Here is a 20,184-nt window from a genome sequence, read left to right as displayed (position 1 = left end):
CTCGTCGAGGCTAACACCCATCCGCCGGCTTGCAAGCGGTTCAGCGCCCCCGGTGTTGATAGCCGAGGCTGGCGGGGAGCGGGACGGGCGTGCCGGCGTCGGTGAGCGTCAGGCCGCTGCCGGGGGTGATGCCGCCGATGCGCGTTGCCGCGACCGGCGGCGTCCAGTCGCCGGGCGCGGCGAAGAGCAGCTGATAGTCGTCGCCTGCGGTGACGGCGGCGAGGCGATCGCCCGAATAGGCGCGGTAGGCGTTCGAGAGGGGAACGAGGGCGAGATCGACGGTGATCGCGACGTCGCTGGCCGCTGCCATCCGGGCGGCGTCGACGAGCAGGCCGTCGGACACGTCCATCATCGCATGGACGTGCGGCGCCAGCGTGCGGCCCTCGGCGAGACGGGGCTGCGGGCGGAGATAGGCGGCGGCAAGCTCGGCCGGGCCCGCGCCGCCGTCGGCGATGGCGAGGCCGGCGCCGGCGTCGCCGATCGTGCCGGTGACCCAGAGCGCGTCGCCGGGCATGGCACCGCTGCGCGCCGGGGCGTGCGCATCGCCGCCGAGGGCGGTGAGGGTGAGGATGCGAGGGGCGCCCGCCGGTAGCGTCACGGTGTCGCCGCCGATCAGCGGGCAGGCCATGGCGCGCAGCGCGGCGTCGAGCCCGGCGAGGAAGGCACGGTCCCAGCCGTCGTCGCCGAGCGGGTAGCTGACCATCGCGCCCTCGACCCGTGCACCCTTGGCGGCGAGGTCGGACAGGTTGGTGGCGACCAGCTTCCACGCGACATCGGCCGGCGCGTCGGCGGCGCGGAAATGAACCCCCTCGACCAGCGTGTCCATCGTCACGACCAGCCCGGCGACGATGGCGACGTCGTCCGCGAGCCCGCGCGCGCCCGGATGGAGCGGCAGGCCCCGCAGGGCGGCAATAAATTCCGCTTCGGTCATGCCGGTTGCGCTACCGGCGGCCGCTGGCCCGGGCAATCCGTCCCCGCAGGGGGAAGGGCGCGGATCAGTGCGGCAGGTCGGTCAGGCTGCTGCTTTCCGGCAGCCAGTCGGGCGAGAATTGCAGGTTGCGCACCGGCAGGATGTTGAGCTTGCGCATCGCGGCGATGTCGACCAGCTCGACATGGCGGCCCTGGCGACGGATCACGCCTTCTTCGGCCAACCCGCGCAGCGTGCGGTTGACGTGGACCGGGGTCAGGCCGAGCAGGTCGCCGATCTGCTGCTGCGACAAGGGCAAGGTCAGCGACCCGTTCTCGCCCATGCCCGCAATCGCCAGGCGATCGTTGAGGTGGAGCAGGAACGCGATCATCCGGCGGCGCGCGTCGAGGCGACCGACCATCGTCAGTCGGTCCATCAGGATCGCGCGCTCTTCCTGCGCCACAAGGAACAGCATCGCGGCGGCACGCGGCTTCTCGGCGAACAGCGTGCCGATGCGGTTGAGCGGAATCGGCCGTACCCGGCACAGCGTCAGCGCCATCAGCGATTCGACGGCGTGCGTGTAGGGCAGGCTCGGCGCACCCATCATGTCGCCGGGCAGGTGAATCTTGAGCAGCTGGCAGCCGCCGTCGGACAGACCGAGACTGGACGACACCCAGCCGTCCTCCAGAAGGAAGAGCCGCGGTCCGGCCTCACCCTGCGTCTGGATCGACTGGCCGCGGCGATAGGCGACCGGCGGTCCGGCGAGGGCGCGGATCGCGGCCATGTCGCCGGGGCTCATATCGCCAAAGGCGGAAAATCGTGTGAACTGATGCATGGTTGGGACGAGAGCTCCCCCCGGAGTTGACCGCTCGTTCATAAGCGAATTCCAGATACTAACAGCAACGATGACCTAATTGCATTAATCCAGGTCAATATTGATAAGGCCATGTTTCTCGTGACATAGCAACCCATCCAAACGATTTTTCTGGCGGTCTCGTTCGGCCGCTTCGGCCTTTCGACCCATTTTGGTTCGACCATAGGCGACGCGGTTCGCCGCAGCCTGGACGGTCGCCGCCTGCTTCGCCTTCGCCTTGCGGGCGCGGTTGAGATTGACGACGTCGCCCATCAGGCGGCCCGGACATCCTTGGCGATGCCGTCGAGCAGGCCGTTGACGAAACCCGCCTCGCGCTTTTCGTAGAAGGCGTGGGCAACGTCGACATATTCGCTGATGACCGCCCCGACCGGCACGTCGGCGCGGGCGATCAGTTCATAGGTGCCGGCACGCAGGATCGCCTTCATCGGCTTGTCGAGCCGCGCCAGCGTCCATCCCGACGCCAGCTTGTTCTCGATCGCCAGGTCGATCTCGCCGGCGCGTGCCGTCGCGCCCTTCACCACGTCGTCGAAGAAATCGACCTCGGCGTCGGCATATTCGACGTCCTCGATCGTCGCACCGATGCGATGATTGTGGAATTCGTGGAGCAGCGAGGGGATCGGCGTCCCCTCCATCTCGTGCTGGTAGAGCGCCTGGACGGCGGCGAGACGCGCGGCGGCGCGCGCCTTGGATCGTGCGGGAGGACGGGACATGGCCGCGCCTGTAGGCGGCGCGGGCCGCGCTGTCAGCCCCGCAGCGTCATCCTGCCGTCATCGTCGTGACGGGCGACGGGGGATAAGCCCTTTGACGGAGGGCTGGAGATGACGGAAACGCAGGGCGACGTCCTGGGCTGCGCGATCGTGATCCTGTCGCTCGGCCCCCTGTTGGGCGCCGTGACGCTGGCCGGGCGTGGCCAGCTTCACAGGGCACGATGGCTGACGCTCGTCAGTATGGCGATGTCGCTGGCGGGGGTGTTCGTGGTGATCGTCACCTAGCGATTGGTCCGCAACCGCAGCGCCACCGAGCGGGCATGGGCGGGCAGGCCCTCCGCTTCGGCCAGCGCGATCGTCGCGGGGCCGAGTTCGGCCAGCGCGGTTTCGTCGAGGCCGAGGAAGCTGGTGCGCTTCATGAAATCGAGCACCGACAGGCCGCTGGCAAAGCGCGCGCGGCGCCCGGTGGGCAGGACGTGGTTCGGGCCGGCAACGTAATCGCCGATCGCCTCGGGCGTGTGGCGGCCCAGGAACACGCTGCCGGCATGGCGGACCTGGTCGAACAATGCCTGCGGATCGTCGACGGCGAGCTGGAGATGCTCGGGCGCGAGGCGGTCGACGAGGGGCATCGCGGCGGCGAGCGATTCGACGACGACGATCGCGCCGTTCGCGTCCCAGGCGGTGCGGGCGACGCTGCCCGTCGCGAGCGTGCCGATCTGACGGTCGACGGCGGCGGCAACGGCGCGGGCATAGTCGGCGTCGTCGGTGAACAGGATCGATTGGGTGGTGGTGTCGTGCTCGGCCTGGCTGAGCAGGTCGGCGGCGGTCCATTCGGGGTCGTTCTTCGCATCGGCGACGACGACGATCTCGCTGGGGCCGGCGACCATGTCGATGCCGACGACGCCATAGACCTGGCGCTTCGCCTCCGCGACCCAGGCGTTGCCGGGGCCGGTGACGACGTCGACGCGGTTGATCCGGCCGGCGCCATAGGCGAGCGCGGCGATCGCCTGCGCGCCGCCGATGCGCCATACCTCGTCGACGCCGGCGAGATGCGCTGCGGCGAGGACGAGCGGGTTGATCTGGCCGTCGGGGGTGGGCGTGACCATCGCCAGCCGCCCGACGCCCGCGACCTTGGCGGGGATCGCGTTCATCAGCAGCGACGAGGGGTAGGCGGCGCGACCACCGGGGACGTAGAGACCGGCGGCATCGACCGGCCGCCAGCGCGCGCCGAGGCGGACGCCGGCCGCGTCGCGATAGTCGGTATCGGCGGGCTTCTGCCGCTCGTGATAGGCGCGGATGCGAGTCGCGGCGAGATCGAGCGCGTTACGCAGGCCCGGCTCCAGCGCCTGATAGGCGGCGGTGCAGTCGGCGGAGTCGATCCGCCAGCCGCTCGCGTCGAGATCGTGGCGGTCGAACTTCGACGTGAAGGCCCGCAACGCCGCCTCGCCCTCGTCACGGACCGAGCGGATGATCGCGCCGACGTCGCGGGCGAGGTCGGTCGAGGCTTCGCGGCGGGCATCGACGAGCGTGTCGAAGTCGACCGCGAAGGTCGGGGCGGTGGTGTCGAGGAAGATCATGATGTCGCCTCTCCCCTCCCTCTCAGGGAGGGGTTGGGGGTGGGGGGCGTCTCACCGAGACCAGCGCCTGCGTCCCCTACCCCAACCCCTCCCCTGAAGGGGAGGGGCTTTGAAGCGTCCGCCACCGCGCGGCGGAACGCCTCGACCAGCGGCACGACCTCGGGCCGGGTCTTCATCGCGGCGCGGTTCACGACCAGGCGGCTGGTGACGTCCATGATGCGCTCGACCTCGACCAACCCGTTCTCGGCCAGCGTGCGGCCCGAGCTGACCAGGTCGACGATGCGCGGGGCGAGGCCGAGCGTCGGTGCCAGCTCCATCGCGCCGTTCAGCTTGACGCATTCGGCCTGGACGCCGCGACGGGCGAAATGCTCGGCGGTGACGTGCGGATATTTGGTCGCGACGCGGACGTGGCTCCACCCGCGCGGATCGTCGCGGGCGGCCATTTCGGCGGGTTCGGCGACCGACAGGCGGCAGTGGCCGATAGCGAGGTCGACGGGCGCGTAGAGTTCCGAATAGGCGAACTCGGCGAGCACGTCCGAACCGACGATGCCGAGCTGCGCGGCGCCATGCGCGACGAAGGTGGCGACGTCGAATGCGCGAACGCGGATCAGCTCGATACCGGGCGCGTGGGTGGCGAAGCGCAGCGCGCGGCTGTCTTCGTCGCTGAACGCCGCCTCGGGATGGACGCCGGCGCGCGCGAGCAGCGGCAGCGCCTCGGCAAGAATACGCCCCTTGGGCACGGCGATGATGAGGGGGGAAGCCACACGCGGGGCTTTACGAAGGCGCCTTGCCGGGCGCAACAGCTCGCGGAAAGGAGCAACGCCATGGCGAGCGAGCAGCAGGTCCGGGAAGCATTCGCGATCCAGGAGTTTTACTGCCGAACCATGGGCACGCCGATGTATGCGCGGCTCTGCACCGCGCTTGAGCACGGGCTGACGCGCGATACCGCGGTCGGCGCCGCGATCCTCGACTGGCCAGGCGAGCCGACGCGCGATGCGCTGCCGCTGCGCTTCATCGGCGGGCTGAACGCGCTGGTGCTCGAGCGGGCGGACGACGAGCTGGCAGCGGTGTTCGCGGGCGAGATCGACGGGCATGACGCGATCGTCGCGGTGCTGGGGCGGGTGCTGGCGCGGCATGATGCGGCGCTGCTGCCGTGGCTCGACGGGCCGCCGCAGACCAACGAGCCGGGGCGATCGGCAGGACTGATGCTGGGGCTGATGGAGATCGCGCGGCGGCACGGCCCGCGGATCGAAGTGATCGAGATCGGGTCGAGCGCCGGATTGAACCTGCTGATCGGGCGTTATCGCTTCGATCTGGGCGGCACGGTGGTGGGACCCGACGATGCGCCGGTGACGATCATGCCCGAGTGGCGGGGCGCGCCGCCCGCGCCGGTGGCGATCGAGATCGTGTCGACGGCGGGCTGCGACGTGCGACCGATGGACGCCGCCGATCCGGCGGTTGAACGCCGGCTGGCGGCCTATGTCTGGCCGGAAGCGGCGGGGCGGCTCGAGCGGCTGCGCGCGGCGGCGGCGATGGCGCGCGAGCGCCCGGTCGACCTGATCGCGGCGGATGCGGCGGACTTCGTCGAAGAACGGCTGGCGCGACCGCAGGAGGCGGGCGTCGCGCGGGTGCTGATGCATTCGGTGGTGTGGCAATATCTGCCCGACGCCGTCGCCGAGCGCATTCGACAGGCGATGACCGCGGCGAGCGAGCGTGCCGATGCGTCGCGACCCCTCGGATGGGTGATGTTCGAGCCCGATCGGGCGCTCGGCCGGCAGATGGTGCGGGTGCGCAGCTGGCCCGGCCATGACGCGTGGGACACACTGGCGACGGCACACGCGCATGGCGCGTGGATCGATACGGCGCCGGTCGAGGGGCTGCAGGGGATCGATCTGCCGGAGACGGCCAGGGTGCGGGTGGGGTGAATCCCCAGACCCGTCATGCCGAACTTGTTTCGGCATCTCCATGAGGCTGGTGCCTTCGTGGAATGAGATCCTGAAGCAAGTTCAGGATGACGGTAGGGTTCAAGAGAGAGGCCACGCTCCCCAAGGGAAGCGCGGCCCCGATACGCCTCAATAGAAGAAGCGGTTGTACACCTGGACGACGCGGCCCGAGCGGGTGTCGATTAGCACCACGTCGTTGCCGTAGCGGACCCAGCGCTGATAGCCGAAGCCCGGACGCGGCAGGCGATAGGTGTAGGGATCGTTGATCCAGTAGCGACGGCCGTAATATTCCGGCGCGAAGCGATAGCCGACCGTCACCGGACGATAGGCATAGCCGCGCGGACCGAGGTAGCGGCCCTGGCGATAGACGTCGCGATGCGACTGGCGATAATCGCGCCAATCCTCGCGCAGCTCGCGGCGATCCTCGCGCAGTTCCTGGCGCGCCTCGCGGACGTCGCGGCGGTCGCCGTAGCGATAGGCGCGATTGAGGTCGCGCTGGCTTTCGCGCACTTCACGCTGGCTGTCGCGAACCTCGCGCGCGCTCTGCGCGCTGGCGGCAACGGGGATCAGGGCGGTGGCGGCGAGCGCCGCGGTGATCAGGGTACGCATGACTGCATTTCCTCCATGCTTTTACGATGCCGACGTTGCGGCATGGGTCGCTCAATGCACGAAGCGGGCTGAACGCTCCGGGAATGCGGTCGTCAGGTGACAGACAGGTCTCCGTAACCCCGTTCGTCCTGAGCAAAGTCGAAGGACATGCCGCGGGCGGCGCGTCTTGAGGCATGTGCTTCGACTTCGCTCAGCACGAACGGGGCGGGGGGCTACCGTGCCTCCCACTTCCTGATGGCCGCCACCACCGCCTGCGGGTTCTGCCAGGGGACGAAGTGGCCGGCGTCGATGCGCTCGATCGTGAGGTCCGGCACGACCGCGTCGAGGCCGTCGAGCTGGACGGGGCGGAGCGCGGTGTCCTTCAGGCCCCAGATGACGAGAACGGGCATCTGCGTCGGCGGGAAGGGCGCGTCGAGATAGGCCGGGCGCGACGGGTTCTCGTCGGGGGCGGGGACGATGATCTGGCTGGCGCGATACCAGTTGAGCATCGCCGTCAGCGTGCCCTCCTGCCGCCACTGGCCGAGGTAGACCCGCTTTTCGGCGGCAATTTCTTCGGGCGTCGCATGGTTGGCGAAGCTGGTGTCGAAGAACTGCGATAGGCCGATCCGTCCGACGAACTGCTCGAAATCGGGATTGCGGAAGGCGGTGATGTACTGGCTGGCGGCGCGCTGGTCGGCGTCGTCGAACAGCGAGCGCTGGAAGACGAGGGGATGCGGCGCATTGACGATCACCAGCCGCTCGATGCGATCGGGACGACCTAGCGCAGCCATCCAGGCGATGGCGCCGCCCCAGTCGTGGCCGACGAGGGTGAAGCGATCGATGCCGAAATGATCGGCGAGCGCGATCAGGTCGGCGACCGGCTTGTCGGGGGTATAGTGTTCGACGCCGAGGGGCTTCGACGAACCGGCGAAACCGCGCTGGTCGGGCGCGAGCACATAATGGTCGCCGGCAAGGTCGGGAACGACGTCGCGCCAGGTGCGGTGCGATTCGGGGAAGCCGTGGAGGAGGATGACCGGCGGGTTGGCGGGATCGCCCGCGATCTGGACGGCGAGCTCGACGCCGGTGGGAAGGGCAATGCGCTGGAGGGTTTCGGTTGGCATGCTCTCTCCTTCGTTTGGCGGCGAGGAAGGAGGAAGCGGGACCCCGGGTCAAGCCCGGGGTGACGGATTTGGGTGGGGCGCCGCTATCCAGCCACCCTCGTCATGCCCGCGGAGGCAGGGATTCATTGTCGCTGGTCGTGGTGAGTCTCACGACGATTCGGGCGTTATGGGTTCCCGCCTTCGCAGGAATGACGGTTGGGGGGCGGGAATGACGGGAGGGGGCGGCGATCAGGGATAGCTGACGGTCTTGGGCACCTCGGGGATCGGGATCCATTCGTGCTCGTCGCCGGGGACGCGGGGGAAGTCGCCGGCCATCCAGGCGCGCTTGGCCTCGCGGATGCGGTCGCGGCTCGACGACACGAAATTCCACCAGACGTGGCGGGGGCTGGCGAAGGCGTCGCCGCCGCACAGCATCGCGCGGCCGCCGCTCGCCGAGCGAAGTGTCGCGGCAATGCCGGGGCGCAGCACGTAGAGGCGCATCGGTTCGAGCGGCACGCCCTCGAGTGTCGCCTCGCCATCGGCGAGATAGACGCCGCGCTCGTCGGCGGCGGCATCGATCGGGATGCTGGCGCCGGGCGACAGCGCGATGTCGGCATAGACGGTGCCGGCATAGGTGGTGGTCGGCGCCGCCGCGCCCCACAATTGGCCCATGATGACGCGCGCGCGAGCGCCATGCGCCTCGATCACCGGCAGCGCGCCGGCGGCGACATGCTCGAAGGCGGGATCGATCTCTTCCCGGTCATCGGGCAGCGCGAGCCAGGTCTGGATGCCGCTCAGCGTCGGGCCGTGCGCGCGTTCGTCGCCGGGCGAGCGCTCGGAATGGACGATGCCGTGGCCCGCGGTCATCAGGTTGACCGCGCCCGGTTCGATCCGTTGCCGTGTGCCGAGCGAATCGCGATGATCGATCGCGCCGTCGAACAGGTAGGTGACGGTCGACAGGTTGATGTGCGGGTGCGGGCGCACGTCGATGCCATCGCCCTGCGGCAGGTGCGCCGGGCCCATCTGGTCGAAGAACAGGAACGGGCCGACCATCGTCCGCTCGCGGCTGGGTAGGGTGCGGTGGACCATGAACCCACCCAAGTCGTGGGTGACCGGCATCAGCGTCTGAAGGACGAAATCATCAAGCACGGGCAGGCTCCGTTCGGCCGAGAAGATCTGCAATATCAGCGGGATAGATGATTTCGGGCCAGTCGGCGAGTTCGTCGACCGTGAACCAGCGCGAGCCGGCGAGGACGCGCTGCTCCAGCGCGGTCAAGGCGCCGGGCCGCACCTCGTGCGCGTCGATGTCGACGCGGAAATAGCGCTCGTCGGCGATCACCTCGACCCCTTCGAAGGTCTTGAAGGTGCAGGTCCGCTGAGCGACCTCGGGCCCGCAGTCCATGTCGAGGCCGACCTCTTCCCACAGCTCGCGGCGGGCCGCCTCGGCATAGCTTTCGCCCGGATCGACTGCGCCGCCGGGCGTACACCACAGCGGCGGCCGGTCGCCGGGCATGAAGCGCATCAGCAGCACCCGCCCGGCGCCATCGACGAGCAGGATACGGGCGGCGGGGCGGGGGACGCGCTGGACCATCGACCGTCCCTAGCGCTCCCGTATCGCACAACGGAAGCGGGCTGATCCGAAACGCTGCGGTTCCGCCCTGCGTCAGGCGGCGTCGAGTTCGGGATAGTGGCGAAAGATACCGTCGGTATTGAAGGGGATGCGGCGTTCCGATTTCAGATAGTCGCGAACGCCCGGAATGGCGGCGACGCGATCGCGGGTGGCGATCAGCGCGGGATAGTCGCCCTCGATCGCGGCCATCCGCTTCGGGAACATGTAGCGCAATCCTTCGACGAGCTGGAACAGCGAGGTGTCGACCGGGGTCCAGCGATGGTCGATCGCCCATTCGCCCGGCGACGCGTCGATGCATTCCTCGAACCAGCCGAGGAACTTGGGCAGGCGTTCGTTGCGGAACTGAGTCGCGGCGCGCGCGGCCTCGGCCTTCTGGCCGTCGTAATAGTCCATCACCGCGACCGGATGGTGGACGTTGTGAACCTCGGCGACGACGTCGCTGATCGTCAGCTGGATCTGGTGCAGCCAATAGCGGTCGGCGATGCCGCTGGGCGCCAGATCGTGGCGATCGGTCAGGAACAGCAGGATGTTGGCGACCTGCGCGATGACCATCGAATCGATCGCGAGATAGGGCGGGGCGAACGGCGTGCGGCCCTGGCGCCTTTCCATGTCCTCGATCAGCGCCTCGCTGCCGCCCTGGCGGGCGCAGTCGACATAGTCGATCCCGGCGGCTTCCATCGCCAGGCGGACGAACTCGCCGCGGCCCTGGATCGTCGGCCAATACCAGAGATTGTAGGCCATCATCCCTCTCCCGGCGCGCGGGCGCGGATCGCCAGCGCGTGGATTCGCGTCTTCAACAGATCGGCGAGCGCCTGGTTCACCAGCCGCTGGCGCGCGACGCGCGACAGGCCGGCGAAGGCGGGGCTGACGACCTCGACGGTGAAGTGGCTCTCGCCGGTGCCGTCGTCGCCCAAGTGGCCGGCATGGTGGTGCGAATCGTTGGTGACGACGAGGTGCGTCGGATCGAGCGCCGCGGTGAGGCGAGCGGTGATGATTTGCGCGAGCGGCTGTGTGGCGGTGTCGGTCATCGCGACTATATAGACCGTTTTTCGCGGGATTGGGCGTGACGCGAGCGAACGACGAGAAGAAGAAACCCGGACCCCGTTTTCATGGCCGGGTGGAAAATGCGGGACAGGCCTGTGCCGCCCCCGGCTGCAACGAACCCGGCGAATTCCGTGCGCCGCCACTGGAGGGCGCGAGCGACGGCAACGGCCCGCGCGCGTTCCGATGGATGTGCCTGGACCATGTCCGCGCGTTCAACGCGGGGTACAACTACTTCGACGGGATGACGTCGGAGGAGATTTACGCGGCGCAGCGGCCGACCGCCGGCTGGGAGGGCGAATCGCGGGCGTTCACGGGGCGCGATCCGGGGCCGCGCTGGTCCGACTTCGCCGACCCGCTCGATGCGATCGCGGCCCGCTATTGGCGGACGATGGGGCCCGAGCGCAGCGACGGCAAGCCCCTGTCGGGGCAGGATCGCGAGAGCCTGAAGGTGCTGGGGCTGGCGCCCGATGCCGACCGGCATGCGCTGCGCAAGGCCTATTCGGAGCTGGTGCGACGCTATCACCCCGACCGCAACGGCGGCGACCGGAGCCACGAGGTCATGCTGGGCAAGGTGATCGCGGCGTATCAGCAGCTGCGGCAGGCGCCGGCGTTCGTGTGACCGGGGGGGGCGGCGTGCGTCCCCCGTCCCGGAACCGTCATGCTGAACTCGTTTCAGCCTCTCTGGCGAGGGCGCGAGACCTCACTGCGAGATGCCGAAACAAGTTCGGCATGACGGCTTGGGGCGGGCGGGCATCACTCCTTCGGCTCATGCCCCAGGAAATGGCCCGTCTGGGCCGGGCCTTCGGGTTCGTAGGTGGCCACGACCGTCCCGCGCGGCGTGACGCGATGCTCGACCATCCGCATCGCCAGTGGCGGGGTGCCGGTGCCGAACAGGCGCTTGCCGTGGCCGAGAACGACGGGGAAGGTCATGATCGTCAGCCGATCGATCAGGCCGGCGGCGAGCAGGGCGGGGTAGAGCGTGCTGCTGCCCTGGATCAGCAGGTCGGGGCCGTCGGTGTGCTTGAGCGCTGCGACCGCGTCGATCGAGGCGAGGCGGTGGCTGTTCGCCCAGGGCAGGGGATCGGTCCGCGAGGTGACGACGTACTTGTCCGCCGCGGTCAGCGCCTGGCCGAAGGCGGCTTCCTCGCCCTCCACGAACGGCCAGTGACCGGCGAAGATGTCGTAGGTCTTGCGGCCGAGCAGCAGCGCATAGGGCGGGGTGAAGAGCGCGCCGACCGTCTCGAAGATGCCCTCGTCGCCGATCGGGGGCAGCCAGCCGCCCATCGTGAAGCCGCCGTCGTCGTCCTCGCCGGGGCCGCCAGGCGCCTGCATGACGCCGTCGAGCGACATGAAGACGCCAGCGTTGATCCTGCGCATCAACCTTCTCCTCGTCTTGCCGCGTCGATGGCGGCGACATCGATCCGGCGCATCTCCATCATCGCGCCGAACGCGCGGCTGGCCTCGCCGCCGCCCGCCTGAAGCGCCTCGATCAGGGTGCGCGGGGTGATCTGCCACGAGAATCCCCAGCGATCCTGGCACCAGCCGCAGTCGTTTTCCTGGCCGCCCGTCCCCACGATCGCGTCCCAATAGCGGTCGGTTTCTGCCTGATCGTCGGTCAGCACCATGAAGCTGACCGCCTGGTTCGGCGGAAAGCCGGGTCCGCCGTTCAACCCCTGGAAGGGGCGGCCGAGCACGGTGAAGTCGACGACGATCTCCGCGCCTGCGTGGCCGCCGGGAAAGTCGGCCGGCGCAGTGGCGGCGAGGCCGACGTGGCTGTCGGGGAAGGTCGCGGCGTAGAATTCGGCTGCCTTGCGCGCCTCGCCATGATCGAACCAGAGGACGGTGGTGAGCTTGTCCATCACTGTCCCCCGGCGCGATGGCCGACGAGGCCGATCTGGTAGCCCTGGGCGTCGGCGATGTTTGCCGAGAAAGCGCCGCCGGGGATCTGGTCGGGGCCTTGCAGTAGCGCGCCGCCTTCCGCCTTCGCGGTGTCGATCGCAGCGTCGATGTCGGGCACTTCGACATACCAGTTCCAGCGCGCCGGGGCACCGGTGGCGGCGCTCGACATGATCGCGCCGGGAGGGGCGTCGCCGGCGCCGATAAAGGCGTACTCGCCCATCTCACCCATCGGCATTGCCCCGGCCTTCGTCCATCCGAACAGCGCGCCGTAGAAGGCGAAGGCGGCGTCGGGATCGGGGGTGGCGAGTTCGATCCACACGCCGTGGCCGGTGCCGGCGCCGCCCTCCATCTGCTTGAAGGGGCTGCCCGCGCTCTCGCGCGTATCGGCGATGAGGTTGACCATGACGCCCTGCGGATCGGCGATGGCGGCGAAGCGGCCGACATGGGGAATGTCCATCGGGCCGGCGAGTATGCTGCCGCCCAGTTCGACCGCGCGCGCGACCGTCGCATCGACGTCGTCGGCGGCGAGGTAGACCGACCAGCCCTTGGGCATCTGGCCCTGGCCGGTCATGATCCCGGCCACCGCCTCGCCATCGGGGGCGCTGGCGAGGCGATAGCCGCCGTGCTCGGCGGCGGGGGACATGGCGATCTGCCAGCCAGCGACGCGCTCGTAGAAGGGCAGGGAGGCGTGGAGATCGGGGGTGGTCAGTTCGAACCAGGCGGGGGTGCCGTTGGACATGGCGGTGGTCCTTTCGGGGAAGTGGTAGTCCCATGCCCGTTCGTCCTGGGCGAAGTCGAAGGACGGGCCACAAGCGATCTGCCGGGGACGGGTGCTTCGACTTCGCTCAGCACGAACGGGGACGGGGAGCTGGACGGTCTTCAGACGTCGATGATCGTCGCGAAGCCGCCGAAGATCATGCGCTTGCCGTCATAGGGCGGTGCGCCGGCGTTCTGCATCCGTTCGTCGGCCATCAGCGTGTTCCAGCCGGCGTCGCGCGTCGCCTTGTCGGGCCATTCGATCCAGCCGAAGCCGACACGCTCGTCGCCCTCGCGGTGGACGGCGCGGTGAAAGTCGGTGACGTCCCCCGCGTTCACATCGTCCTCGATCGCGTCGAGGACGCGCAGCGCGCCGACGTCGGCGAACATGGGGGCGAGCCGCGCGGCGTGCTCGGCGTAGCGGGCTTGGCCATCGGCAGTGATCGGCATCAGCACGCCATCGACATAGCCGGGGCTGCGCGGGATGCCGTGGTCGTGGACGCTCGCGAAGCCGCCATAGACCATGCGGCGCGCGTCGAAGGGCATGTCGGCCATCATGTCGGCGAAGCGGGGGTCGTTCATCATGCGCTCGCTCGCGGCGTCGCGGGTGGCGCGATCGGGATATTCGAACCAGCTGAAGACGACGACCTCGCCCTCCTCGGCCGCGACGGCGCCGTACATGTCGTTCAGCTTGCCGCGGGGGACGTCGTGGCCCCAATTCTCGACCATGCGGACGACGCCGAGTTCCTTCAGCATCGGCGCGGCGCGCTCGGCATGGGCGATATTGTCTGCCTTGCGCGCCGCAGGCACGGGGGTCAGGAATCCTTCGATATAGGCCATGCGGGCTCTCCCTGTCGGGCTTTGATCCGGGCTTCCCATTCGGCGAAGCCGGGCGGCGGGGCGCCGGTAAAACCGGCCATCTGATCGGCGAGCGCGCGCTGGAAGGCGGGCCGCGCCTCGCCGCGCGCGACATAGGCTGAAAGGTTGGGATAGGGCGCGAGCAGGAAATCGCCGGCGACGATGCGCAGCACCGTCACCATGATGAGATCGCCGGCGGTGAACCCGTCGTCCTCCAGCCATTCGCGGTCGCCCAGGCGATGCGACAGGGCGGCGAGGCGGCCGTCGATCCGCGCGAGGACGGCGGGCATCCGCGGCGCCGACCAGGGCTGGTCCGCCTCGAAGATCGCGCACATGCCATGGTCCATCAGCGACGGCTCGATGCTGTTGAGCGCAGCAAAGATCCATTCGATGGCGCGAATCCGGCCGGCCGGGTCGGCGGGCAGAAGATCGCCGCCGAACCGCTCGGCGATATGAAGGACGATCGCGCCCGATTCGAACAGGACGAGCTCGTCTTCCTGATAGGTCGGCACCTGGCCGAACGGCTGGCGCGTACGGTGCGCGTCGCGCTTCTGCTCACCCTGGCGAAGATAGAGCGTCTCGTAAGACTGGCCGACCTCCTCCAGCGCCCAGCGCAGCCGCAGGTCGCGGACCTGGCCCTTCGCGAAATCGGGCACCCAGTCGAAGGCGGTGATGACCGGGCGCATCAGCCGGCGTGTCCGGCGGCCTTGGCCTCGGCGAAGGCCGCCATGTCCATGTAGAGCGGGCCCCAGCCGTGGCCGTCGGGATCCTCGAAGGCGCGGCTGTACATGAAGCCATGGTCCTCGGCCCCATGAAGCTCGCGGCCGCCGTTCGCCACCGCGGCTTCGGCGATGCGATCGACCTCGTCGCGGCTGTCGAGCGAGATCGAGATCAGCGAGCCGACATGGGTGCGCGGGTCGGCGACCTGCTTCTTGGTGAAGGTCTGGAAGAAGGGTTTCGCCAGCAACATCACCACGATCGCGTCGGACCAGGCCATCGACGAGGCATGCTCGCCCGAGAACATCGGGTCCTGCTTGAAACCGAGCGCCGCGTAGAAGGCGGTCGCGCGACCCACATCCTCGACCGGCAGGTTCACGAAGATCATTTTCGTCACGGCACCCCTCCTTGGCGACTCGTCGTTTGCGTTTGATGCGCTCGTCGGTTATCGAAAACAACCATGAAGTTAGAAAAAGTGACTAACGGTGAAGTTGGCGTGACGAAGCGTCGATATGACGACGCGTGCGGTACGGCGGTGGCGCTGGAGTTTCTCGGCGAGCGCTGGTCGATGCTGGTGATCCGCGAGTTGATCTACGGCCCGCGGCGGTTCGGCGAGATCAAGGCGAACCTGCCGGGGATCAGCGCCAATGTCCTGACCCAGCGGCTCGAGACGATGGAGGCGGCGGGGATAGTGGTGCGGCGCAAGCTGGCGTCGCCAGCCAACATCCAGGTCTATGAGTTGACCGCATGGGGCCGCGAGGCGGAGCCGATCATCCAGGTGATGGGACGCTGGGCCGCGCGGTCGCGGCGGCACGATCCGCTGGCCTATATGTCGACCGCCTCGGCGATGCAGTCGCTGATGACGCTGGTCGATCGCGACGCGCTGACCGGGTGGGAGGCGAGGATCGCGTTCCGCTTTCCCGACGATGGCTTCGTCGTCAGCGTGGCGGACGGCGACATGACGATCGAGCGCGGCGAGGCGGCGGATGCCGACGTCACGCTGACCGGCGATACGATGGCGATGCGCTTCACGATCTATGGCAAGATGAGGTTCGACGGGCCGCAGACGCTGGCGCTGACGGGCGATCATGCACTGGCGGAGCGTTTCGTCGATCTGTTCCGCCTGCCCGAGAAGATCGCGTGACCGGTTGAGTTGCGCCCGGAGACTGCTTTAAGGCGTTAGGCCTTCCCGAAGGCGAGCCATGACCGATATTCCCAATACCCAGCCCGACAGCCGCGAGACGACGATCCTCGACGCGCCCGACAAGATGGTGAGCGTGCGCGACCTGTTCGACATCGACGTCGACATGCAGGTGCCTGCGTTCAGCGAAGCCGACGAGCGCGTGCCCGATCTCGACCCGGCCTATGTCTTCGATCGCGACACGACGATCGCGGTGCTGGCCGGTTTCGCGCACAACCGCCGGGTGATGGTGCAGGGCTATCACGGCACCGGCAAGTCGACGCATATCGAGCAGGTGGCGGCGCGGCTGAAGTGGCCGTGCATCCGCATCAACCTCGATGCGCACATCAGCCGGATCGATCTGATCGGCCGCGACGCGATCGTGTTGAAGGACGGCCAGCAGGTCACTGAATTCCGCGAAGGCCTGTTGCCGTGGGCGCTGCAGACGCCGACGGCGCTCGTCTTCGACGAATATGACGCCGGCCGTCCCGACGTGATGTTCGTGATCCAGCGCGTGCTGGAGACCGAGGGCAAGCTGACGCTGCTCGATCAGAACCGCGTGATCCGGCCCAACCCCTGGTTCCGGCTGTTCGCGACCGCCAACACCGTTGGCCTGGGCGATACCAGCGGGCTGTATCACGGCACGCAGCAGATCAACCAGGGCCAGATGGACCGCTGGAACATCGTCGTCACGCTCAACTATCTGCCCGCCGCGATCGAGGCGCAGATCGTGCTCGCCAAGTCGGGCGAATATGACAAGCCGGACGGCAAGAAGACGGTCGAGAACATGGTCCGCGTCGCCGACCTGACGCGGCGCGGGTTCGTCAACGGCGACATCTCGACGGTGATGAGCCCGCGCACGGTCATTACCTGGGCGCAGAACGCGCTGATCTTCGGCGACGTGGGCCTCGCGTTCCGCCTGTCGTTCCTGAACAAGTGTGACGAGGCGGAGCGGCCGCTGGTGGCGGAATATTACCAGCGCGTGTTCGGTAAGGACCTGCCGGAAAGCGTGGTGGGGAAGGGGTGACGATGACGCGGGCCGAGGCATTGGCGAAGCTGCGCACCCATCGCGATCAGCTGTATGCGATGGGTATAGAGCACGTTGCCATCTTCGGCTCGACGGCGCGCGACGAGGCAGCGCCGAATTCCGACCTCGACTTGGCGGTGACCTTGCGATCCGACATGCGACTGGGATGGGATTATTTCGATTTGGACGAGCGAGTGGGTAAACTACTGGGCGTGTCGGTCGATTTGATCTCCGATCCCGGTCGCCGACCGCGCCTGCAGGCTGCCATCGAACGTGATCGCATCGATGCTTTCTGATCGAACGAAAGAGCGGTTGCGGGACATCATCGAGGACGCCCGACGCATCGAGAGCTTCATCGATGGCATGACGCTGCACGATTTCATTGCGAGCGAGCGGACGCTGTTCGCGGTTGAGCGATTGTTGCAACGGATCACCGAGGCGGCCGTGCAGATCGATCCTAACGACGCCGAGCAGTTATCGACCGATCTGCCAGTCGCCAAGATGCGCGGTTTGGGCAATCGCCTGCGCCATGAATACCGTGATCTCGATCGCGGCATGGTCTTCGAAATTGCCCGGGTCGAGGTGCCGGCGCTAGGCGCGGCAGCCGAAATCGCGCTGGAAATCGAGTTGAGCGATGGCCACTGAAACCCCCCTCGATCGGTTCAAATCCGTCCTCGCCGGCACTTCGCGTGCGATCGCGGAGGAGCCGGAGGTCGAGCTCGCCTATACCGCCGATGCACCGGCGCAGTCGGGCAAGCATATCAAGGTGCCGATGCCGGCGCGCCAGCTGCCCGCCGATCAGGTGGCGGAGGCGCGCGGGTTCGCCGATGGCTTCGCGCTTCGGCTCAAGCACCACGACGCGGCGCTGCATGCGCGCGGGGCGCCGGGCGAGCCGGTGGCGCGCGCGGTGTTCGACGCGGTCGAGGGCGCGCGCGTCGACGCGCTGGGCAGCCGCGGCTATGCCGGGATTACCGACAATCTGGCGTCGGCGCTCGACGTGCGGCTGCGGTCGGACCCGATCACGCGGGCGCGCAGCGAGGCGGAAGTGCCGCTGTCGACCGCGCTCGGGCTGCTGGTGCGCGAGGCACTGACCGGTCAGGAGTCGCCCGCCGTCGCCGCGCCTGGCTTGGCACTGGTGCGCGAGAGGATCGCCGGCCGGACCGACCTCGCCGCGCTGGCGCTGGCGCTCGACGACCAGCGCGCGTTCCAGGCGCTGGCGATGAAGATGCTCGAGCAGCTCGAGCTGGTCGAGGGCGATCAGCGGCCCGACGAGGCGGACGAGGGCGGCGACGAGAACGAGGGCCAGGATCAGGAAAACCAGGAGGACGCCGAGACCGAAGAGGGCGACGATCAGGGCGGCGAGGGCCAGGCCGAGGTCGAGGCGCGCGGCGAGCAGCAGCAGTCCGACGACGAGCAGGGCGAAGGCCAGGAATATGGCGAGGATTCGTTCGACGACCTCGACGGCGAACCCGGCGACGAGGGCGAGCAGGGCATGCAGCCCGTCCGACCCAACCGTCCCCCCGCCGACGTCGGGCCGCAGTTCGACTACAAGGCGTGGACGACGCAGTTCGACGAGGTGATCGCCGCCGATGAGCTGTGCGATGCCGAGGAGCTGGCGCGGCTGCGCGGGTATCTCGACCAGCAGCTCGTCCATCTGCAATCGGCGGTGTCGAAGCTGGCCAACCGCCTGCAGCGGCGGCTGATGGCGCAGCAGTCGCGGTCGTGGGACTTCGACCAGGAAGAAGGGATGCTCGACGCGGCGCGGCTGGCGCGCGTCGTCGTCAACCCGACGCATTCGCTCAGCTACAAGATCGAGCGCGAGACCGATTTCCGCGACACGGTGGTGACGCTGCTGATCGATAATTCGGGGTCGATGCGCGGTCGGCCGATCTCGATCGCGGCGATCAGCGCCGACATCCTGGCGCGCACGCTGGAGCGGTGCGGGGTGAAGACCGAGATCCTGGGCTTCACCACGCGCGCGTGGAAGGGTGGGCAGAGCCGCGAGACATGGCTCGCCGCTGGCCGACCGCCGCAACCGGGGCGGCTCAACGACATCCGCCACATCGTCTACAAGCAGGCCGACGAGCCGTGGCGGCGCGCGCGCACCAGCCTGGGGCTGATGATGCGCGAAGGGCTGCTGAAGGAGAATATCGACGGCGAGGCGCTGCTGTGGGCGCACAACCGCCTCATCGCGCGACCCGAGGAACGCCGCATCCTGATGGTCATTAGCGATGGCGCGCCGGTCGACGATTCGACGCTGTCGGTCAATTCGGGCGCGTATCTGGAACGGCACCTGCGCCAGGTGATCGGCTGGATCGAGGGCAAGTCGCCGGTCGAGTTGGTCGCGATCGGCATCGGCCACGACGTGACCCGATATTACAGTCGTGCGGTGACGATTATGGACGCCGAGCAGCTGGGCGGCACGATCATCGAGCAGCTGGCGGCGCTGTTCGACACGCCGTGATCGCGGCGCCGCCGACCGGCTTTGCCGGACCCGTGAAGCGATCGATCACGATCGCGGGGCATGAGACGTCGATCAGCCTGGAGCCGCTGTTTTGGCAGGCGCTGGGCGATGCGGCGGCGGCGCGCGGGTTGCCGCTGAGCGCCTTGGTAGCGCAGATCGATGCGCTGCGGGTGATGGAGGCGGAGGCCGCCAATCTGGCGAGCGCGCTGAGAACGTGGCTCCTGGCCGAAGCGATGGCGCGTGGCGCAGCGTAAGGCCAGGCGGCGGATCGCGCGGCGGCGGGGTGCCGGCTGGTGGATCGTGCCGATCTTGTTCGTGGCCTTGGTGGCAGGGGCCGTGGCGCTGATGGCGTGGCCCGATGCCGTCGATCGGCAGGTACACCCCGACCGCTATCGCGTGAGTGGCACGGCGATGCTGGCGGCGGATCGCTACGTCGTGGCGGCGAACGCGGTGTTGGCGCGTGGCGAGATGATCGCGCGGATCGAAGCGCCGCGTGGCGAAGGACCGGTGCTGGCGCTGGCGAGCGGCGAGGCCACGGTGTTCCTCGATCCGCCGAATGCGCGGGTGCTGGGCGTGGCGCGGGGCGGCGGATGGTATGACGGCGCGGTGCGCTGGATGCGGTGGCGGCGGCACGATGACGCCGGGCGGCCGTTGGCGGCGCCGGCGCTGGCGGTCGATCGGGTGCTGGCGCTGGCGGGGAAGTTGGGCCGGGCGCGCTGGGTCAGCGTCGAATGGCCGACCGAGCGGCGGGCGGATTGGGTGGTGGCCTATCGCCAGGGGCGGGTGCTGGTGGCCGATGATGCGGGCGGCGCGGTGGTGGTGGGGGCGCGGGAGTAGACACCCTCACCCTTCCGCGGCTCCGCCGCTCCCTCCCTCTCCCGCCGGGAGAGGGAAGAGCCGCCGAAGGCGGCGA

28 protein-coding genes are annotated in these 20,184 nt (G+C 68.7%); 10 read left to right on the top strand and 18 right to left on the bottom strand.

Annotated features, from left to right (window positions below):
• Positions 1-40: 40 nt before the first annotated feature.
• The 4 genes from thiL to nusB all read right to left on the bottom strand — a co-directional run bounded on the left by thiL (position 41) and on the right by nusB (position 2,491).
• Complete coding sequence (thiL, locus tag GGQ80_RS16915) at positions 41-931, bottom strand: thiamine-phosphate kinase (RefSeq protein WP_183987050.1); 891 nt, start codon at positions 929-931, stop codon at positions 41-43.
• Positions 932-995: 64 nt separating this feature from the next.
• Positions 996-1,706: a Crp/Fnr family transcriptional regulator gene (locus tag GGQ80_RS16910; RefSeq protein ID WP_221364466.1), complete on the bottom strand. Its 711-nt coding sequence runs from the start codon at positions 1,704-1,706 to the stop codon at positions 996-998.
• A gap of 120 nt (positions 1,707-1,826) precedes the next feature.
• Positions 1,827-2,033 carry a DUF4169 family protein gene (locus GGQ80_RS16905; protein WP_183987046.1) on the bottom strand — a complete coding sequence of 69 codons (207 nt, stop codon included), beginning with the start codon at positions 2,031-2,033 and terminating at the stop codon, positions 1,827-1,829.
• Positions 2,033-2,491, bottom strand: a complete 459-nt coding sequence (gene nusB, locus GGQ80_RS16900; RefSeq protein WP_183987044.1) for a transcription antitermination factor NusB — start codon at positions 2,489-2,491, stop codon at positions 2,033-2,035. Before nusB ends, GGQ80_RS16905 begins: the two co-directional genes overlap by 1 nt.
• 108 nt (positions 2,492-2,599) lie before the next feature.
• Between nusB and GGQ80_RS16895 the strand changes: the two genes are divergently transcribed.
• Positions 2,600-2,773, top strand: a complete 174-nt coding sequence (locus GGQ80_RS16895) for a hypothetical protein (RefSeq protein ID WP_183987042.1) — start codon at positions 2,600-2,602, stop codon at positions 2,771-2,773.
• On the opposite strand, the gene hisD is transcribed toward GGQ80_RS16895, so the two are convergent.
• On the bottom strand, positions 2,770-4,065 hold the full coding sequence (gene hisD, locus GGQ80_RS16890) for a histidinol dehydrogenase (RefSeq protein ID WP_183987040.1): 1,296 nt from the start codon (positions 4,063-4,065) through the stop codon (positions 2,770-2,772). The genes GGQ80_RS16895 and hisD overlap by 4 nt on opposite strands.
• Positions 4,062-4,829: an ATP phosphoribosyltransferase gene (gene hisG / locus GGQ80_RS16885; RefSeq protein ID WP_183987038.1), complete on the bottom strand. Its 768-nt coding sequence runs from the start codon at positions 4,827-4,829 to the stop codon at positions 4,062-4,064. The genes hisD and hisG overlap by 4 nt, the downstream gene beginning before the upstream one ends.
• Positions 4,830-4,889: 60 nt before the next feature.
• Here hisG and GGQ80_RS16880 point away from each other — a divergent pair, with 60 nt between their 5' ends.
• Positions 4,890-5,990 carry a DUF2332 domain-containing protein gene (locus tag GGQ80_RS16880; RefSeq protein ID WP_183987036.1) on the top strand — a complete coding sequence of 367 codons (1,101 nt, stop codon included), beginning with the start codon at positions 4,890-4,892 and terminating at the stop codon, positions 5,988-5,990.
• Positions 5,991-6,137: 147 nt separating this feature from the next.
• On the opposite strand, the gene GGQ80_RS16875 is transcribed toward GGQ80_RS16880, so the two are convergent.
• The 6 genes from GGQ80_RS16875 to GGQ80_RS16850 form a co-directional block, all read right to left on the bottom strand.
• Complete coding sequence (locus GGQ80_RS16875; protein ID WP_183987034.1) at positions 6,138-6,617, bottom strand: RcnB family protein; 480 nt, start codon at positions 6,615-6,617, stop codon at positions 6,138-6,140.
• Positions 6,618-6,829: 212 nt separating this feature from the next.
• The gene (locus GGQ80_RS16870; protein ID WP_183987032.1) at positions 6,830-7,717 is read right to left on the bottom strand and encodes an alpha/beta fold hydrolase; all 888 of its coding nucleotides are present in this window, start codon (positions 7,715-7,717) and stop codon (positions 6,830-6,832) included.
• 228 nt (positions 7,718-7,945) lie between these two features.
• Entirely contained in the window at positions 7,946-8,815 is an 870-nt protein-coding gene (locus tag GGQ80_RS16865) for a pirin family protein (RefSeq protein ID WP_183987064.1), read from the bottom strand.
• A gap of 22 nt (positions 8,816-8,837) precedes the next feature.
• Positions 8,838-9,287, bottom strand: coding sequence for an NUDIX hydrolase (locus GGQ80_RS16860; protein WP_183987030.1), 450 nt, complete (start codon positions 9,285-9,287; stop codon positions 8,838-8,840).
• A gap of 72 nt (positions 9,288-9,359) precedes the next feature.
• Positions 9,360-10,067 (bottom strand): glutathione S-transferase, encoded by a 708-nt coding sequence (locus GGQ80_RS16855; protein WP_183987028.1) that lies wholly within the window; start codon positions 10,065-10,067, stop codon positions 9,360-9,362.
• A complete protein-coding gene (locus GGQ80_RS16850) occupies positions 10,067-10,354 on the bottom strand; it encodes a BolA family protein (RefSeq protein WP_183987026.1) in 288 nt (95 codons plus the stop codon). Before GGQ80_RS16850 ends, GGQ80_RS16855 begins: the two co-directional genes overlap by 1 nt.
• A gap of 29 nt (positions 10,355-10,383) precedes the next feature.
• Here GGQ80_RS16850 and GGQ80_RS16845 point away from each other — a divergent pair, with 29 nt between their 5' ends.
• Complete coding sequence (locus GGQ80_RS16845) at positions 10,384-10,989, top strand: J domain-containing protein (RefSeq protein ID WP_221364464.1); 606 nt, start codon at positions 10,384-10,386, stop codon at positions 10,987-10,989.
• Positions 10,990-11,123: 134 nt separating this feature from the next.
• On the opposite strand, the gene GGQ80_RS16840 is transcribed toward GGQ80_RS16845, so the two are convergent.
• The 6 genes from GGQ80_RS16840 to GGQ80_RS16815 all read right to left on the bottom strand — a co-directional run bounded on the left by GGQ80_RS16840 (position 11,124) and on the right by GGQ80_RS16815 (position 14,988).
• On the bottom strand, positions 11,124-11,747 hold the full coding sequence (locus GGQ80_RS16840; RefSeq protein WP_183987022.1) for a dihydrofolate reductase family protein: 624 nt from the start codon (positions 11,745-11,747) through the stop codon (positions 11,124-11,126).
• Entirely contained in the window at positions 11,747-12,229 is a 483-nt protein-coding gene (locus tag GGQ80_RS16835; protein WP_183987020.1) for a VOC family protein, read from the bottom strand. Before GGQ80_RS16835 ends, GGQ80_RS16840 begins: the two co-directional genes overlap by 1 nt.
• Positions 12,229-13,008, bottom strand: coding sequence for a VOC family protein (locus GGQ80_RS16830; RefSeq protein WP_183987018.1), 780 nt, complete (start codon positions 13,006-13,008; stop codon positions 12,229-12,231). Before GGQ80_RS16830 ends, GGQ80_RS16835 begins: the two co-directional genes overlap by 1 nt.
• Before the next feature lie 140 nt (positions 13,009-13,148).
• Positions 13,149-13,865 carry a DUF1428 domain-containing protein gene (locus GGQ80_RS16825; protein ID WP_183987016.1) on the bottom strand — a complete coding sequence of 239 codons (717 nt, stop codon included), beginning with the start codon at positions 13,863-13,865 and terminating at the stop codon, positions 13,149-13,151.
• A complete protein-coding gene (locus tag GGQ80_RS16820; RefSeq protein WP_183987014.1) occupies positions 13,841-14,569 on the bottom strand; it encodes a glutathione S-transferase family protein in 729 nt (242 codons plus the stop codon). The genes GGQ80_RS16825 and GGQ80_RS16820 overlap by 25 nt, the downstream gene beginning before the upstream one ends.
• A complete protein-coding gene (locus tag GGQ80_RS16815; RefSeq protein ID WP_183987062.1) occupies positions 14,569-14,988 on the bottom strand; it encodes a VOC family protein in 420 nt (139 codons plus the stop codon). Before GGQ80_RS16815 ends, GGQ80_RS16820 begins: the two co-directional genes overlap by 1 nt.
• Before the next feature lie 108 nt (positions 14,989-15,096).
• On the opposite strand from GGQ80_RS16815, the gene GGQ80_RS16810 reads away from it, so the two are divergent.
• Genes GGQ80_RS16810 through GGQ80_RS16780 form a run of 7 tightly spaced genes read left to right on the top strand, consistent with a single transcriptional unit; the run spans position 15,097 to position 20,108 of the window.
• Complete coding sequence (locus GGQ80_RS16810; RefSeq protein ID WP_343051080.1) at positions 15,097-15,744, top strand: winged helix-turn-helix transcriptional regulator; 648 nt, start codon at positions 15,097-15,099, stop codon at positions 15,742-15,744.
• A 58-nt stretch (positions 15,745-15,802) separates the two neighbouring features.
• A complete protein-coding gene (gene cobS, locus GGQ80_RS16805) occupies positions 15,803-16,807 on the top strand; it encodes a cobaltochelatase subunit CobS (protein WP_183987010.1) in 1,005 nt (334 codons plus the stop codon).
• Between the two features lie 2 nt (positions 16,808-16,809).
• The gene (locus tag GGQ80_RS16800) at positions 16,810-17,103 is read left to right on the top strand and encodes a nucleotidyltransferase family protein (protein ID WP_183987008.1); all 294 of its coding nucleotides are present in this window, start codon (positions 16,810-16,812) and stop codon (positions 17,101-17,103) included.
• On the top strand, positions 17,081-17,452 hold the full coding sequence (locus GGQ80_RS16795) for a HepT-like ribonuclease domain-containing protein (RefSeq protein WP_221364463.1): 372 nt from the start codon (positions 17,081-17,083) through the stop codon (positions 17,450-17,452). The genes GGQ80_RS16800 and GGQ80_RS16795 overlap by 23 nt, the downstream gene beginning before the upstream one ends.
• Positions 17,442-19,271: a cobaltochelatase subunit CobT gene (cobT, locus tag GGQ80_RS16790; protein ID WP_183987004.1), complete on the top strand. Its 1,830-nt coding sequence runs from the start codon at positions 17,442-17,444 to the stop codon at positions 19,269-19,271. The genes GGQ80_RS16795 and cobT overlap by 11 nt, the downstream gene beginning before the upstream one ends.
• On the top strand, positions 19,268-19,525 hold the full coding sequence (locus GGQ80_RS16785) for a ribbon-helix-helix domain-containing protein (protein WP_183987002.1): 258 nt from the start codon (positions 19,268-19,270) through the stop codon (positions 19,523-19,525). Before cobT ends, GGQ80_RS16785 begins: the two co-directional genes overlap by 4 nt.
• The gene (locus GGQ80_RS16780) at positions 19,512-20,108 is read left to right on the top strand and encodes a hypothetical protein (RefSeq protein ID WP_183987000.1); all 597 of its coding nucleotides are present in this window, start codon (positions 19,512-19,514) and stop codon (positions 20,106-20,108) included. Before GGQ80_RS16785 ends, GGQ80_RS16780 begins: the two co-directional genes overlap by 14 nt.
• Positions 20,109-20,184 lie beyond the last annotated feature (76 nt).

The sequence above is a fragment of the Sphingomonas jinjuensis genome, from assembly GCF_014197105.1.
Lineage (GTDB): Bacteria > Pseudomonadota > Alphaproteobacteria > Sphingomonadales > Sphingomonadaceae > Sphingomonas > Sphingomonas jinjuensis.
The sequence above is the reverse complement of the archived record's forward strand: the minus strand, read 5'-3'. Positions and strand labels throughout refer to the sequence as shown.